At 63.4% G+C, this 14,872-nt stretch carries 10 protein-coding genes and 3 pseudogenes; 9 read left to right on the top strand and 4 right to left on the bottom strand.

Annotated features, from left to right (window positions below):
* Positions 1 to 6 precede the first annotated feature (6 nt).
* Positions 7 to 360: a hypothetical protein gene (locus VQ065_RS00370; protein ID WP_223193934.1), complete on the top strand. Its 354-nt coding sequence runs from the start codon at positions 7 to 9 to the stop codon at positions 358 to 360.
* 241 nt (positions 361 to 601) lie between these two features.
* A pseudogene (locus VQ065_RS00375) lies at positions 602 to 2,677 on the top strand (DUF637 domain-containing protein); the annotation flags it as partial.
* Between the two features lie 1,407 nt (positions 2,678 to 4,084).
* Here the strand turns inward: VQ065_RS00375 and VQ065_RS00385 are convergent.
* A protein-coding gene (locus VQ065_RS00385) for an IS3-like element IS222 family transposase (RefSeq protein WP_086937300.1) occupies positions 4,085 to 5,247 on the bottom strand; the annotation gives its coding sequence in 2 pieces (ribosomal slippage) (positions 4,085 to 4,992 and positions 4,992 to 5,247; 1,164 coding nt in all).
* Between the two features lie 266 nt (positions 5,248 to 5,513).
* Between VQ065_RS00385 and VQ065_RS00390 the strand changes: the two are divergent.
* Both VQ065_RS00390 and VQ065_RS00395 read left to right on the top strand, forming a co-directional pair.
* Positions 5,514 to 5,711, top strand: a pseudogene (locus tag VQ065_RS00390) (transposase); the annotation flags it as partial.
* Positions 5,712 to 5,890: 179 nt separating this feature from the next.
* Positions 5,891 to 6,286, top strand: a complete 396-nt coding sequence (locus tag VQ065_RS00395; protein ID WP_003083536.1) for a hypothetical protein — start codon at positions 5,891 to 5,893, stop codon at positions 6,284 to 6,286.
* A gap of 264 nt (positions 6,287 to 6,550) precedes the next feature.
* Here the strand turns inward: VQ065_RS00395 and VQ065_RS00400 are convergent.
* Positions 6,551 to 7,959: pseudogene (locus tag VQ065_RS00400) on the bottom strand (MgtC/SapB family protein).
* Between the two features lie 163 nt (positions 7,960 to 8,122).
* On the opposite strand from VQ065_RS00400, the gene exoT reads away from it, so the two are divergent.
* The 4 genes from exoT (at position 8,123) to VQ065_RS00420 (ending at position 11,724) form a co-directional block, all read left to right on the top strand.
* Positions 8,123 to 9,496 (top strand): T3SS effector bifunctional cytotoxin exoenzyme T, encoded by a 1,374-nt coding sequence (exoT, locus tag VQ065_RS00405; protein ID WP_003083555.1) that lies wholly within the window; start codon positions 8,123 to 8,125, stop codon positions 9,494 to 9,496.
* Positions 9,497 to 9,991: 495 nt separating this feature from the next.
* Positions 9,992 to 10,678: a CsgG/HfaB family protein gene (locus VQ065_RS00410; RefSeq protein ID WP_003083559.1), complete on the top strand. Its 687-nt coding sequence runs from the start codon at positions 9,992 to 9,994 to the stop codon at positions 10,676 to 10,678.
* A gap of 30 nt (positions 10,679 to 10,708) precedes the next feature.
* Positions 10,709 to 11,062: a DUF4810 domain-containing protein gene (locus VQ065_RS00415; RefSeq protein ID WP_003083569.1), complete on the top strand. Its 354-nt coding sequence runs from the start codon at positions 10,709 to 10,711 to the stop codon at positions 11,060 to 11,062.
* On the top strand, positions 11,059 to 11,724 hold the full coding sequence (locus VQ065_RS00420; protein ID WP_003083573.1) for a DUF799 domain-containing protein: 666 nt from the start codon (positions 11,059 to 11,061) through the stop codon (positions 11,722 to 11,724). Before VQ065_RS00415 ends, VQ065_RS00420 begins: the two co-directional genes overlap by 4 nt.
* Positions 11,725 to 11,738: 14 nt before the next feature.
* Here VQ065_RS00420 and VQ065_RS00425 read toward each other — a convergent pair whose 3' ends face one another.
* Positions 11,739 to 12,122: a helix-turn-helix domain-containing protein gene (locus VQ065_RS00425; protein ID WP_003083575.1), complete on the bottom strand. Its 384-nt coding sequence runs from the start codon at positions 12,120 to 12,122 to the stop codon at positions 11,739 to 11,741.
* 281 nt (positions 12,123 to 12,403) lie between these two features.
* Positions 12,404 to 14,065, bottom strand: coding sequence for a hypothetical protein (locus tag VQ065_RS00430; protein ID WP_014603458.1), 1,662 nt, complete (start codon positions 14,063 to 14,065; stop codon positions 12,404 to 12,406).
* A gap of 609 nt (positions 14,066 to 14,674) precedes the next feature.
* Here VQ065_RS00430 and VQ065_RS00435 point away from each other — a divergent pair.
* Entirely contained in the window at positions 14,675 to 14,815 is a 141-nt protein-coding gene (locus VQ065_RS00435; RefSeq protein ID WP_003083582.1) for a PA0050 family protein, read from the top strand.
* Positions 14,816 to 14,872 lie beyond the last annotated feature (57 nt).

The raw sequence follows: 14,872 nt of genomic DNA on the forward strand, positions 1-14,872 counted from the left end.
GGTTAAATGAAGATTAGATACTTTTGGACTGGGGAAGGTGAGAATAAAGAGCCTAGCTGCCAATCTGATGTTTTAAGTGATGATGGCATAGACCTATTAGCATGTTTATTTGTCGATCATGGGGGGCAGAAATATGAAAGCTCCATAGCTTGGTTAGATGAAGGATTGTCTAGGGTCAATCAGATAAGGCGTGGTGCTATTGAATGTCCTGACTGGAGTCGTGATAGCTGGGGTGTTGAGTTGAGAAATGGAATGGCAAGAATATATTCCTTGTATGATGAGGATTGCTCCGCCGCTATTGCGCTTGATGATTTTGAGAGAGCCTTATTAGGTTGGAAGAGATTTATTCAAGCCGATTGAGTCTCTGTAATGAGATGAAGGAGACAGATTTATTTTTGCTACTCTAAAGCTAAAAGGCAGGTAGGTTTTCCCCGTTCATTAATTCCTTGCTCTTTAACAATTTACATTTTCGATTTAGAAGAAGAGCACCGTGCAAGACCTCACTGTCGCCACATCCGCAGAGTCCTGAACCCCCGGCCCCGTTATCCCTGGCGGGTCGCTCGCCGGGGCAACGCATGCGTTGCCTGTTTCCGACTCGCCCCACAAGGACCAACTGCACCTGCAACTGGGTGTGGGCCTGAGCGCGGAGCAGATGGCGGCGCTGACCCACGACATCGTGTGGCTGGAAGAGGTCGAGGTGAACGGCGAGAAGGTCCTCGCGCCGGTGGTCTACCTGGCCCAGGCGGAGGGTCGGCTGGCACCCAACGGTGCGCTGATCCAGGGCCGCGACGTGAAGCTGGTGAGCGGCGGCGACCTGCATAACGTCGGCACCCTGCGCGCGCGGAACGACCTCTCGGCGACAGCCGACAACCTCGACAACAGCGGCCTGATCGAGGCCGGCAAGCGCCTCGACCTGCTCGCCGGCGACTCGATCCGCAACCGCCAGGGCGGGGTCATCGCCGGGCGCGACGTGAGCCTCACCGCGCTGACCGGCGACGTGATCAACGAACGCAGCGTGACCCGCTACGACAGCGCGCTCGACGGCCGCACCTGGGAGCGCAGCTTCGCCGACAGCGCCGCGCGGGTGGAGGCGGCGAACAGCCTGAACGTCCAGGCCGGACGCGACATCGCCAACCTCGGCGGGGTGCTGCAGAGCCGCGGCGACCTCAGCCTCGACGCCGGACGCGACGTCACCGTCGCCGCCGTCGAGGACCGCCAGGGCCAGACCCGCTGGAACACGTCGCGGCTACAGAGCGTGACCCAGCTCGGCGCCGAAGTCAGTGCCGGGCGGGACCTGAACGTCAGCGCCGGGCGCGACCTCAGCGCAGTGGCCAGCGCCCTCGAAGCGCGCCGCGACATCGCCCTCTCCGCCGGGCGTGACGTGACCCTGGCGGCGGCGGCGAACGAGGAGCATGCCTACAGCAAGACCAGGAAGGTCACCTACCAGGAAGACAAGGTCGCCCAGCAAGGCACCCGCGTGGACGCCGGCGGCGATCTGGCGATCAATGCCGGACAGGACCTGCGCCTGATCGCGAGCCAGGCCAGCGCCGGCGACGAGGCCTACCTGGTGGCCGGCGACAAGCTGGAACTGCTGGCCGCCAACGACAGCAACTACTACCTGTACGACAAGAAGAAGAAAGGCGACTTCGGCCGCAAGGAAACCCGGCGCGACGAAGTCACCGACGTCAAGGCGGTGGGCAGCCAGATCAGCAGCGGCGGCGACCTCACCCTGCTCAGCGGCGGCGACCAGACCTACCAGGGCGCGAAGCTGGAATCAGGGAACGACCTGGCCATCGTCAGCGGCGGCGCGGTGACCTTCGAGGCGGTGAAGGACCTGCACCAGGAGAGCCACGAGAAGAGCAAGGGCGACCTGGCGTGGCAGTCGTCGAAGGGCAAGGGCCAGACCGACGAAACCGTGCGCCAGAGCCAGATCGTCGCCCAGGGGAATCTGGCGATCAAGGCCGTGGAAGGGCTGAAGATCGACCTCAAGCATATCGACCAGAAGACCGTGAGCCAGACCATCGACGCGATGGTGCAGGCGGATCCGCAACTGGCGTGGCTGAAGGAGGCCGAGCAGCGCGGGGATGTGGACTGGCGCATGGTGCAGGAGGTGCACGATAGCTGGAAGTACAGCAACTCGGGGTTGGGGGCTGCGCCGTCACTGGCCATTGCCATCGTTGCGGCTGCTTACCTGGGGCCCGTTTATGGCGCAATGGCCAGCAATCTTGCGACTGGGACCATAAACAATGGCGGTGACTTCGGAAAGGGGCTGAAGTTTGCGACGAGCTCCAATGCTTTGAAGGGATATGCCGTTGCGGGTGCGACAGCTTATTTGGTCAGTCCGCAACTGGATGAGATGTTTGGTGTAAGCACCGACAACGTCAATAAAGTCACTAAAGGATTTGACCTGAGCACTATGAGTGGTCTAGGTGGGTTCGCCACCTATTCTATCATTCAAGGTCTCTCTCAAGCGGGTATTCAAACTGCCGCGTTTGGTGGAAGTTTTGCAGACAACTTAGGTGATGCAATGGCCGGTCAAGCAACAAACTTGGCTATGGCTGCTGGGTTCAATCTCATCGGTGATTGGGCTGATGGAAAGTTTGATTCTGGCTCTCCGCAAAAAATTATGGCGCATGCCTTGATGGGAGGATTGCTCGCCCAAGCAACAGGTGGAGACTTCAAAACTGGAGCTATGGCAGCAGGGGCTAACGAAGCGCTTGTCAATGTGCTGTCTAACATGGCCGGTGGCGAAGAAAAGCTAGAGCTTATGGCCTCACAGCTAACAGGTCTTCTTGCTGCTACTGTAGTTGATGGAGATGTTGCGAAAGGGGCAGAGATTGCCAAGAACGCAACGGCCTACAATCAGCAGGTTCACCGGGACGCTCTGAGTCGACTGAAAAGAGGAATGAGTGCGCTTCATGAACAAGGCAAGTATGCTGATCTTGAGCCGGAGATAGTGCTTGCTGAGCTGCAAAAAATAGCCAGTGGCGAAGCCAAAAGCGTTTCGGATTTGAACCCGAAAGTGGTTCAGTTTCTGAATAGTGAATTTTCTCCTGCGAGCCTGAGAGAAACGTTGTTCGAGCCGGAGTCCTGGGAAGAATATGCTGCGATAGCCGTCGACGTACTTTATCCAACGCCTGGGGGGAAGGCAGCAGCTATTGAGAAGGCAGGTGGTAAGCTGTCTAAAGAGGCGTTGGAAGCTCTGGAGAAGAAGTTTTCTGAAAGCACTAAACAGGAGCTTAAGTCAAAACTTTTACAGGAAGACCCAAGGAATCTAATTCCTACTCAGACTAAGGCCGAAATGTCAGGCTCGCAGATTAAAAGGATTGTGAAAAGCATTAAGGAGAACGGATTTGATCAAGAAAAACCAGTAGACGTTTGGCGTAATCCAAAAACCGGGCGCCTTGAAATTCAAGATGGACATCATCGAACGGAGGCAGCAAAGAAGGCCGGATTAGATAAAATACCTGTAAGCATATGGGAGTGAATACTTGTGGCTAGATATTCGGTGGCTTTTGCATTACCTATCGGGACAGATGTTAGTTTTTCAGAGGATGGGTGGGAGTTTAAATCTCCCGCCCCTCTATCTTTAAATGTTAAGTCTGAATTTATTTCGAAATTTAACCTTGAGCTTGTAGAGTGCTATTCTGGAGTAGAGAAATTTTCCGTTGACGGGCTGGAGTTTTTGGTTTTTTATAGTGATCTGCACGCTATAGAGTATATTTATTTTAAAATATATGATAAATCTTTTCTGGTTAAACTGAGGGAATATTGGAGTAATAATTTAAGAGATTATTGTTATTTATTCTTTCCCGGAGAATAATTTGTTGCTACCATAAGTGGGTGGGTTTATTCTTGGCACTCTAAAACTAAAAGGTAGGTTTCCCCGTTCAGTAATTCCTTGCTCTTTAACAATTTACATTTTCGATTTAGAAGAAGAGCACCGTGCAAGACCTCCCTGTCGCCACATCCGCAGAGTCCTGAACCCCCGGCCCTGTTATCCCTGGCGGGTCGCTCGCCGGGGCAACGCATGTGTTGCCTGTTTCCGACTCGCCCCACAAGGACCAACTGCACCTTGTAGTGGTCAACCCATCCCGGACAGTGGGTTGAGTTTTTCTTCGGCCACCGCAGGTGGTAACCCGTCGTTGAATTGATGCGGCCTGATCCAGTTGTAGCGGTGCATCAAGTAATGACTGATGTCCCGTTGGGCCTCCTGCGCCGTCAGGTAACCCGTTGACGGGACCCACTCCGACTTCAGACTGCGGAACAGGCGCTCCATCGGCGAGTTATCCCAGCAATTCCCTCGGCGACTCATGCTCTGCTGCATCCGATAGCGCCAGAGCCGTTGCCGAAACAGGCGGCTGGCGTACTGGCTGCCCTGGTCTGAATGGAACAGCACCTGCTGTGGCTTGCCGCGCTGTTCGTAGGCCATGTCCAGGGCCTTGATCACCAGTTCGGCATCCGGCTTGGCCGAGAACGCCCAGCCGATCACCCGCCGGGTATGCAGATCCAGCACCGCGGCCAGGTAGTGCCAACGGCCTTGCGCCCAGACGTAGGTGATGTCGCCACACCACACCTGATTGGGATGCTCGGTCGCGAATTCGCGGTTCAGCCGATTCGGGATATCCGGCCGCTCAACCGTGGCCTGTTTGTAGGCGTGCGAGCCCGGTTGCTTGCTGACCAGGCCCAGCTCACGCATCAACCGACGCACTCGGAAACGGCCGATGGTCACGCCCTCTTCGCGCAGCATGCCCAGAATGCTGCGGCTGCCGGCCGAGCCCCGACTCTGGCTGAACAACTGGTTGACTTGGCTGCGTAGCGCCACGCGGCGAGCATCGACACGCCGCCGTCGAAGACGGTGGACGTAGTAGCAAGACCGCGCCACATCGAAAGCTGAACAGACCACTTCCACCGACTCCTGCTCACTCAACTGGTCTATCAGCGCGTACGATCGAGTTCGTCCGACATCAAGAGAGCGGTAGCCTTTTTTAATATCGCTTTCTCCCGCTCCAATCGGTTGATCCGGGCTTCCAGCTCCTGGATCTTTTGCTGCTCAGGCGTCAACGCCTTGCTCTTCGGGGTCACACCCTGGCGCTCCGCCTCGAGCTGCTTCACCCAACGGCGCAAGGCCGAATCCACCACCCCCAGCGAACGGCAGGCGTCGATATGGCTGTAGCCTTGGTCCAACACCAGGGCCGCGGCCTCTCGTTTGAACTCGGCGGAAAACGTACGTCGTTGCTTGCTCATCAGACACCTCTCTCACGGCGAGGATTCTCGCCTAAATCGGTGTCCGGGATCAGTAGACCACTACACCTGCAACTGGGTGTGGGACCATAAAGGGGACAGATTTATTTTCCCTACTCTAATTTTCTAAGCAGGGAGGCTCCAGCGCAGACGCCGTAAGGAGGCTCCGCGATGCCTAGGCAAGAGAACAAAGGGGACAGATTTATTTTCCCTACTCTAGTTTTCTAAGCAAGGAGGCTCCAGCGCAGCCGCCGTAAGGAGGCTCCGCGATGCCTAGGCAAGGGCGAGTGGTTTTACCGAATTATCCGCTTCACGTGGTCCAGCGGGGACACAATCGGCAAGTGGTATTCGCCGAGGACGAGGACTACCAACGCTACCTCTCCGATCCTCAAGACCTCGAGGATGCCTTCGATAACAAGCTCCATGCATTTTGCCGAATGGCCACCCATATCCATCTGCTCCTGGCGGCTTGCCGGCCCTCCTTTCTACTGCCCCGTCCCACAGCGCCCCAATGTACTAGTACACCGGAAACCGCCGTCTCCCGTTGAACGGGCGGGCCCCGGCCCCCTACCATTCGCAGCACACCGACCCGCGCAAAGGGAGCGGGATGCCGCGTAGGCAGACCGCCATGGAAGGAGAAGCACATATGCCGGTACTGGCTCTGAGACTCACCGCCCTGGCGGCCCTTGCGATCAGCGTGTCGGGGTGCGTCATGGAGGCCTATGGCAGTCGCGCGCGTAGCGATGCGCAGTCCTGGATCGGCTTGCCGATCCAGGACGTGATCAAGCGCTTCGGCGAGCCGGAACGTGTGACGGGGGATGCCGCCAGGCAGAAGTACGTGTGGAAGGAGTACGAGAACTATAGCCACGACTACGACTACACCTACTACGAGCAGGGCCATGGCAATACGCCCAACAGCTCGGTCCTGAACCAGAAGACCGGCACGGCCAACCAGAGCGGCTATTACACCTGCATCTACGAGTTCTTTGCCGACGCCTCGGGCAGGGTGGTCGATGCGACCGCGCGGGGTGAGTGCCGCTAGTTCCGGGCGCCCTTCACGCGGCAAAGGGCGATTGGCTCAGCCAGCCACCGCCTTGTCTCCGACCTCGCAGAGACGCCTCAGTCCAACGCGGAGGCGTCCCCTCCCCTCGCTCCGCCGTGATCGCCAGGCCGCCCTGCCTCACCCGGGTCCTGGTCCGGTCCTCGAAACCCGGCCGTTGCAGCCAGTAGCCGCGCAGGTTGATGCGGGGCGCCAGGCGGTTGTCGTCGCTTTCGTCCAGCGGCGCTCCGAGCTTTCCCCGGCGCCTCACAGCAGGATCAGCAGCGCTCCTACCAGCAGCCCCGCCAGGCTGAAGGGCAGCGTTTGCAGGGCCAGCCGCTTGCCGCCCACCAGCACGACCAGGCCGGCCTTGACCAGGCTGTTGCTCAGGGCGGCAAGGGCGATGCCGCGGCTGGCCACGCCTGGATCGAGTTCGCCCTGCGCCGCGCGGGCCAGGGACAGGGTGATCGCGTCGACGTCGGCGAGGCCGGAGAGCAGCGCGACCGCGTAGATGCCGGCATCGCCGAACAGCCGCCGGCCGACCTCCACCAACAGCAGGATCGCGCTCAGCAGGGCGGCGAAGCGCAGGGCCGGGAGCAGTTCGAAGGGGTTGCGCAGGCCTGGCTCGTCGGGCGCCTCCTGGCTGGCGCGGCCGCCGCGCAGGGCGTGGAACAGCGTGCCGCCAAGGTAGACGAGGGTGGTGGCGGCGAATGGCAGGGCCAGTTCCTTCAGCAAGGCCGGGTGGATCGCGCCGATCTCGACGAGGATGCGCGGGAACATCAGCGCCGAGGTCGCCAGCAGGGCGCACGCCAACAGGGCGTCGGGCATGCGCTCGCGCAGGCGCGCCAGGGTCAGGGTCATCACCGTGGAGGACACCAGGCCGCCGAGCACCGCGGTCAGCAACAGGCCCTTGCGCGAGCCGATCAGGCGGATGGCCAGGTAGGCGGAGAAACCGAGGGCGGCGATCAGCACCACCATCCACCAGGTCAGGTAGGGATTGAAGAACGCCCAGGGACCATAGCCCTGGTTGGGCAGCACCGGCAGCAGGACCACGGAAATGAACAGCAGCTTGAGGGTGCCCGATAGCTCCTCGGCGGTCAGGCGCTTCAGCAGGGCGTGGAGCTTGTCCTTGAGGCTCAGCAGCAGGGTCAGCACGATGCCGCCGGCGGCAGCCAGCAGGCGCTGTTCGGTGAGGGCGAGGCTGCCGAGGAGGAAGGTCATCAGTAGGGCGATCTCGGTGGTCATGCCCTGGTCGCCGCCACGCCTGACATCGCTCACGTAGCCGGCCACGGCCAGCGCCGCGAGGGCCAGCAGCAAGGCTACCCAGACCGCGCTGCCCAGTTCGCCCGCGAGCAGGGTGGCGAAGCCGCCGAGCAGGCCGGCCAGGCTGAAGGTGCGGATTCCGGCGATCTGCCGCGCATCTTCGTGGTCGCGCTCCTGCCAGCCGCGCTCGGCGCCGATCAGGAGGCCGATGGCCAGGGCCGTGCACAGGCTCAACAACAGATCCAGGGAAAGCGTCATGCTCGATTCCATTCGCCGGGAGAGAGATGGCGACGTGCCTGTGCGCACCATAGCAGCAGACGACCCCGAGGTGCCTGCGCGGTGGTACGCCGTCCGCCATGAGGCCGGCGCTGCCGCCGGTATCCATCGGGTTCTCCGCCCCGGTGTAGGCGCACGGGAGCTGGCGTAGGGAAAGTCCGCTGTTTTTCGGCCGCTGACGGTTCTCTTTCCGCGTGCTCCGACGGCCGCCAACAGTAAAAAAACCACGGCCAATCCTGATAGGCGGAGGGGCGCCTCGTTCCTAGACTGGCGGGGAAACATCAGGAGACGTCAATCATCATGCATATTCAATCATCTCAGCAGAACCCGTCTTTCGTGGCTGAGTTGAGCCAGGCCGTGGCCGGGCGCCTGGGACAGGTCGAGGCCCGCCAGGTGGCCACTCCCCGGGAGGCGCAACAACTGGCCCAGCGCCAGGAAGCACCGAAGGGCGAGGGCCTGCTCTCCCGCCTGGGGGCTGCCCTCGCGCGTCCCTTCGTGGCGATCATCGAGTGGCTGGGCAAACTGCTGGGGAGCCGTGCCCACGCCGCCACCCAGGCGCCGCTCTCCCGTCAGGACGCGCCGCCTGCCGCCAGTCTCTCTGCCGCCGAGATCAAGCAGATGATGCTGCAAAAGGCACTGCCCCTGACCTTGGGCGGACTTGGCAAGGCGAGCGAGCTGGCGACTTTGACAGCGGAGAGACTGGCGAAGGATCACACGCGCCTGGCCAGCGGCGACGGCGCTCTGCGCTCGCTGGCCACCGCCCTGGTCGGGATTCGCGATGGCAGCCTGATCGAAGCTTCCCGTACCCAGGCTGCCCGCCTGCTCGAACAGAGCGTTGGGGGGATCGCGCTGCAACAGTGGGGGACCGCGGGCGGTGCCGCCAGCCAGCATGTACTCAGCGCAAGCCCGGAGCAACTGCGCGAAATCGCCGTCCAACTGCATGCGGTAATGGACAAGGTCGCCCTGTTGCGCCACGCGGTAGAGAGCGAGGTAAAGGGCGAGCCTGTCGACAAGGCGCTGGCGGATGGCCTGGTGGAGCACTTCGGGCTGGAGGCGGAGCAGTACCTCGGCGAACACCCGGACGGACCGTACAGCGATGCCGAGGTGATGGCGCTCGGTCTCTATACCAACGGCGAGTACCAGCACCTGAATCGGTCCCTGCGTCAGGGACGGGAGCTGGATGCGGGCCAGGCGTTGATCGACCGGGGCATGTCTGCCGCGTTCGAAAAGAGCGGACCGGCTGAACAGGTCGTGAAGACCTTCCGCGGCACCCAGGGCAGGGATGCCTTCGAGGCGGTGAAAGAGGGCCAGGTCGGCCACGACGCCGGCTATCTCTCCACCTCCCGGGACCCCAGCGTTGCCAGGAGCTTCGCGGGCCTGGGCACGATAACCACCCTGTTCGGCAGATCCGGGATCGATGTCAGCGAGATATCGATCGAGGGCGATGAGCAGGAGATCCTCTACGACAAGGGGACCGACATGCGCGTCCTGCTCAGCGCCAAGGATGGGCAGGGTGTGACCCGTCGGGTGCTCGAAGAGGCCACGCTGGGGGAACGGAGCGGCCACAGCGAGGGACTGCTCGATGCCCTGGACCTGGCAACCGGGACGGATCGTTCAGGCAAGCCCCAGGAACAGGACCTGCGCCTGAGAATGCGCGGCCTCGACCTGGCCTGACCGGTCGACGGCAGAGACGGACACTCCCAAGGGGTGTCCGTTTTCATTTGCGCCGTACAGCGTCGGGCGCAATGGGCGGCAAGGAGGCCTGCCTGGCTGCCACCGGTGGGTGGCGGACACCGGTGCCCGGCGTCCCACCTCGATCCTGCGAACGAGACGCAGTCAGAATTCTCCGAGTATGCTTCCTGCATAACGAAACGATCGGAATAACTGTGGTAACTTTGCCGCCCACCGGGATGGCCTATTGATGGCTCATACGGTTCGTGCATCGCTTCCCGCACGATTCTTTCGGATTTCCAAGGCCGGCCGGGAGCGCCGGTTGATCGACGCATTCGTATTTCAAGGAAAGAAAACGTGGCCACCCCATTTCGCTCCTCGCCTTGGCGCGCCGCCGTGCCGCCTGGCCTTCCTCGATTTTCACTACGCCCTCTTTTCCGCACACGGGTCGGCTAGAAGCCGCTCCGCGTCGATAGCGTTTTTTTCCAGGAGAACCCCATGAGTCACAGCGCCAACAAAGCACTACTGCCGCTCCTCGCCGTCGCCACCCTGGCCGGCCTGGCGGGCTGCGCCACCGAGACCTCCACCGCGTTGCCGGTACAGCAGGTCGAGAGCGTCAACCGACCCTACAGCGGCGTGCGTTCGCCGATTGCGGTAGGCAAGTTCGACAACCGCTCCAGCTACATGCGCGGGATCTTTTCCGATGGCGTCGACCGCCTCGGCGGCCAGGCCAAGACCATTCTCATCACCCACCTGCAGCAGACCAATCGCTTCAACGTGCTGGACCGCGACAACATGAGCGAGATCCAGCAGGAAGCGGCGATCAAGGGCCAGGCCCAGCGCCTGAAGGGTGCCGACTACGTGGTGACCGGCGATGTCACCGAGTTCGGCCGCAAGGAAGTCGGCGACCGCCAGCTGTTCGGCATCCTCGGCCGCGGCAAGTCGCAGATCGCCTACGCCAAGGTGGCGTTGAACATCGTCAACATCTCTACCTCGGAGGTCGTCTATTCGACCCAGGGCGCTGGCGAGTACGCCCTGTCCAACCGCGAGGTGATCGGCTTCGGCGGCACCGCCAGCTACGACTCGACCCTCAACGGCAAGGTCCTCGACCTGGCCATGCGCGAGGCGGTGAACAAGTTGGTCAACGCGGTCGATAGCGGCGCCTGGAAGCCACAGAACCAATAATCCACCAGAAACCAGGGAATCACGGCACACATGAGCAAGACGATCACATGGACGGCGGCGCTGCTGGGGAGCATGGCGCTGGCCGGGTGCAGCGGACCGAAGACGCTGTACCAGTGGGAGGGCTACCAGGCCCAGGTCCACGAATACTTCAAGGGTGAATCCAAGGAGGCCCAGGCGCAGGCGCTGGAAGCCGACCTCGAGAAGATCCGGGCGAAGAACGGCGCGGTGCCGCCGGGCTACCACGCCCAGCTGGGGCTGCTCTATTCCAGCATCGGCAAGGACGACCAGATGGTCCGCGAGTTCGAGACCGAGAAGGCGCTGTTTCCCGAGTCGGCGACCTACATGGACTTCCTCCTGAACAACGCCCGTGGAGGTGCCCGTTGAAACTCGCCCGACTGTCCGGCCTGGTGGCCGGTTTCACCCTGCTGGCCCTGCTCGGCGGCTGCGCGCCGACCAAGAGCGTCGATTACTCGGCGTTCAAGCAGGCCAAGCCGCGCTCGATCCTGGTCCTGCCGCCGCTGAACGAGTCGCCCGACGTGAAGGCGACCTACAGCATGCTCTCGCAGGTCACCTTCCCGCTGGCCGAGGCCGGCTACTACGTGGTGCCGGTGGCGCTGGCCGACGAGACCTTCCGCCAGAACGGCCTGACCAGCGCCGGCGACGTGCACCAGGTGTCCCCGGCCAAGCTGCGCGAGATCTATGGCGCCGACGCGGCGCTGTACGTCACGGTGAGCGACTACGGCACGCGCTACATGGTGATCAGCAGCGCGACCATCGTCACCGCCAGCGCCAAGCTGGTCGACCTGCGATCCGGCACCACCCTGTGGACCGGCTCGGCGACCGCCTCCAGCGAGGAAGGCAACGGCGGCAACAACGGCGGCCTGGTGGGCATGCTGATCACCGCGGCGGTCAAGCAGATCATCAACAGTTCGGTGGAGGACGCCGGTTATCCGATCGCCGGGATGACCAGTGCGCGCCTGCTCTCGGCCGGCCAGCCGGGCGGACTGTTGTACGGCCCGCGCTCGCCGAGGTACGGCAGCGACTGAGCCGTGCGCCGGGGCTACGGGGACGTTTCCGTGGCCTCGGCGCAAGCCGCCGGGAGGGGCTTGGCCGCTGCGTTGCGCTTGGCCATGTACTGGCGGATCAGGTCGTCGAGCAACGCCCGGATGGCGCGCCGCTCGTCCAGCCGCAGGCGGCCGATGGCCTCGAACTGCAGGCGCAGGTCTTCCGGTAGCGCCTGCCGCTCGCTGCGCTCGCAGACCAGCCAGTCGAGGGGCACCGCGAAACGTCCGGCGATGGTTTGCAGCACCACCAGCGACGGGTGCCCGCCCTTGGTTTCGAAGTGCCGCAACTGGCTCACGGTGATGCCCAGTCGCTCGGCCATCTGCCGTTGGGTCAGGGCGTTCTGCTGGCGTAGGCGTAGGAGATTCTGCGCGAAGCTCATGGAAAACTCTCCAAGTCAGGGGAAATCCTTGCCACCGCCCCGGTGATGCGGGCGATGGCGGTTGTCTCCATCATCGGCGTTCGCACTCTTCGACTCTGCCCTACCGTTCCGGCGCGGGCCTGGGAAAGCTCCGGGTGGTGAGTCCGAGGTTTCCCCACGTGCCGCCTTTTTCGATTCAGTAGAGGCTGAAGCGACGGGCTACCGTCCCGTTGGCCTGCGTCGGCGGCAGTTCGGCTCTGCGGCGAAGCGATAGATCGCGAGGGCCTTACGCCTGGCGAGGACTAGTCCGCTTGCGCCCCCTGCGCCAGGGCGTTGCCGACGCCCACCAGCAGCGCCCGGGTCTGCGCCACGATGGCGCTGCGGTAGGCCTCGTAGCGGGCGTCGCTGATGGCGTTGTCGTTGCGCGCGCCGCCGCCGCTCGCCGGTACGCCGGTGTAGTAGTTGTTCATCACCGGGACATGGATGTGCCCGGCGGGAATCTCCAGGCGGAACGCGTCGCGCAGCACCGTGTTGCGGTAGGCGCTCTCGTTGGACAGGTAGTCGCCGCCACCGCCGTTGCGCGCGCAGATCCGTCGGTTCGGCGGGAGCACCAGGGAGGGATCGGGCATGGCGTTCATCACCCCGTTGGTCGGCACGTTTTCGGTGCGCGGGTTGGCGCAATCGGGGAAGAAGTCGTAGTTGGTGTGCCAGGTGACGTCGAAGCCTTCCGCGGCCTGGCTGGTAGCGCCCGGCGGCCGCTCGATGCCGCGCCAGGTATCGGCGGCGAGCAACTGGCGGACCGGTAGCGAGGCCTTGGAGAACTGCGCCGGCAGGTTCTGCCGCCAGCGGCTGGCGCTGTCGTAGCCGAGCCAGCGGCGCGGCGGGTTGATATTGCAGCCGGAGCCCCGCAGGGAAATCGGTGCGGTGCCGGGATTGGTCACGCTGCCCAGGGGAAGCACGTAGTTGGGCAAAGCGCTGTCGGCGGGGCAGTAGACGATGCCGTCGTTGCCGGCGGAGGAGCCGTGGAAGCGGCCGTTCCAGGCCTCCAGCCAGAACTGGTTGGCGCCGCCCTGGCTGATGGTGATGGAGGCGTCGACCCGGCGCGGGCCGGGGCGGAACCAGGGGCCCAGGGTGTCTTCCTGCATGCCGCGGTTGAACGGGTCGTAGCTGACCGGCAACAGGTAGGCCTCGATACGCAGCAGGCTGCCGTCGGCCAGCCTGAACTCGCGGCCGTCCAGCGCAAGGGCGGTGGCGCCCGAGGGGTTGCCGTTGCGCAGGCCGGTGTTCGCCGTCCCGGGAGTGCCCAGGGTGAAGACGTCGAAGCCGCTGATGATCATCCGCCGGTAGCGCGAGCCGTCGGCGGCGTAGCGGCGCGGCAGGTCGATGTCCAACTGTCCGCGCGAGGCGCGTTCGAAGCGCCATTGCAGCGCCTGGGCCTGGGCCTTGCCGAGGTGGAAGGATGGCGCCCACTGGCGCAGGGTGCGGGTCATGTAGAGGCGCGTCCAGTAGAGCATGCGGTCATCGCTGGCCGGCAGCGCGCCGGCGGGAATGGCACGGCGCCCCTGGGCCCGGTCGACGGCGGCGCGCCACAGCGCGCGGCCCTCTTCGGTGACCAGCTTCAGTGCCTTGGCGTAGCTGGTGACCGGGGTGCGGCCATCGGCGGCGCACAGGCGCTTGGCGAAGGCCGGTTCGAAGCCGTCGAAGCCGGCGCCCTTGACGATGCGCTCGGCCAGCGGCGTCTGGTCGTGGGTGACGACGTTGGCGCCGCTGAACGGCAGCGGCGTGTCGAGCCGGCGCTCCTCGTAGGACAACGCTGCCTCGCGGTCCCAGGAACAGGCGACGCTGGGCGGCGTGCGGGCGCCGGCGAGGTCGCCGTTGGCGGCCCAGCCGGCGCCGGGCAGCAGGGCCGCCGAGACGGCCAGGGCGAAGAGGGAGTATCGGCTTGCGTGACGGGCGTAGCGCATCGGGTGGACTCCTGTTCTTGTTCGGTTCATGGGTCGATCGGTGCGGCGGGCGGAGCGCGGGCGAGCGGCGCCCGCCGGCGGCGGGGGCCGGGACCGACGCAAGGTGCGTCGCGGGTTGCTGCGGTGGCGGACGGGAGGGCGGTGCTAGGGGGCGCGTGTCGCCGGTAGACGGAGGCGCGCGGAGGGAGGGTTGCGGGACGACGCGGAGGCGTCTGGGAAAGTCAGGTCCTTTGCCATGGATGCACCGATCGTTGTTCTTGCTGTTGTGGGGCGTCGGTGGGTGCACGGCCGGACTTCGCACCCGTGCGGCATTCTTGGAGGCGCCGGCGCGGTGCGTCCAACGAATTTATGTGGCCGCCGGGGATAGGAAAAGTTGATGGCGAACCGGTGCCGAAGCCCCCTGCCCCGGTACTTTCGCTGGCGCTGCGGCAATCCACCGCACTGGCGCGTTCGCTCGGGCTGGTCTTTGCTCTCCGGGGTCCGGCGGCTCGCCGGCGAGTCTTGCGGTGCGCCGCGAGCGGACGGGCGTTCGGTCCTTCTGCAGGCAAATGCCCTTGTTTTCGGAGAAGGACACGGATCGTTGATCGCTGTTTCGACCAAGGAGGTCAGATGAAAAGGAAGATGCTGGCGGCTTCGCTGCTGCTGTGGATGTTCTCGCTGACGGCGCAGGCGGACTGCGCGGTGCTCGGGCCGGGGGAAGATCCCTGCGCGGGCCCGGTGCTGGGACCGACCGTCTGCGAGTGCCCGTGATGACCGACTGTACCCTCGACCAGGGACAGGGAGCGTTCGATTACCAACCAGGAGGTT

Origin of the sequence: Pseudomonas sp. KBN10P06128 (assembly GCF_037574945.1) — a bacterium.
Taxonomy (GTDB): domain Bacteria; phylum Pseudomonadota; class Gammaproteobacteria; order Pseudomonadales; family Pseudomonadaceae; genus Pseudomonas; species Pseudomonas aeruginosa.

Excerpts from the sequence above, each read along its gene's own strand:
- VQ065_RS00370 (WP_223193934.1), top strand. The coding sequence starts at position 7 with ATGAAGATTAGATACTTTTGGACTGGGGAAGGTGAGAATAAAGAGCCT.
- VQ065_RS00395 (WP_003083536.1), top strand. The coding sequence starts at position 5,891 with ATGCCGGTACTGGCTCTGAGACTCACCGCCCTGGCGGCCCTTGCGATC.
- exoT (WP_003083555.1), top strand. The coding sequence starts at position 8,123 with ATGCATATTCAATCATCTCAGCAGAACCCGTCTTTCGTGGCTGAGTTG.
- VQ065_RS00410 (WP_003083559.1), top strand. The coding sequence starts at position 9,992 with ATGAGTCACAGCGCCAACAAAGCACTACTGCCGCTCCTCGCCGTCGCC.
- VQ065_RS00415 (WP_003083569.1), top strand. The coding sequence starts at position 10,709 with ATGAGCAAGACGATCACATGGACGGCGGCGCTGCTGGGGAGCATGGCG.
- VQ065_RS00425 (WP_003083575.1), bottom strand. The coding sequence starts at position 12,122 with ATGAGCTTCGCGCAGAATCTCCTACGCCTACGCCAGCAGAACGCCCTG.
- VQ065_RS00430 (WP_014603458.1), bottom strand. The coding sequence starts at position 14,065 with ATGCGCTACGCCCGTCACGCAAGCCGATACTCCCTCTTCGCCCTGGCC.
- VQ065_RS00435 (WP_003083582.1), top strand. The coding sequence starts at position 14,675 with ATGAAAAGGAAGATGCTGGCGGCTTCGCTGCTGCTGTGGATGTTCTCG.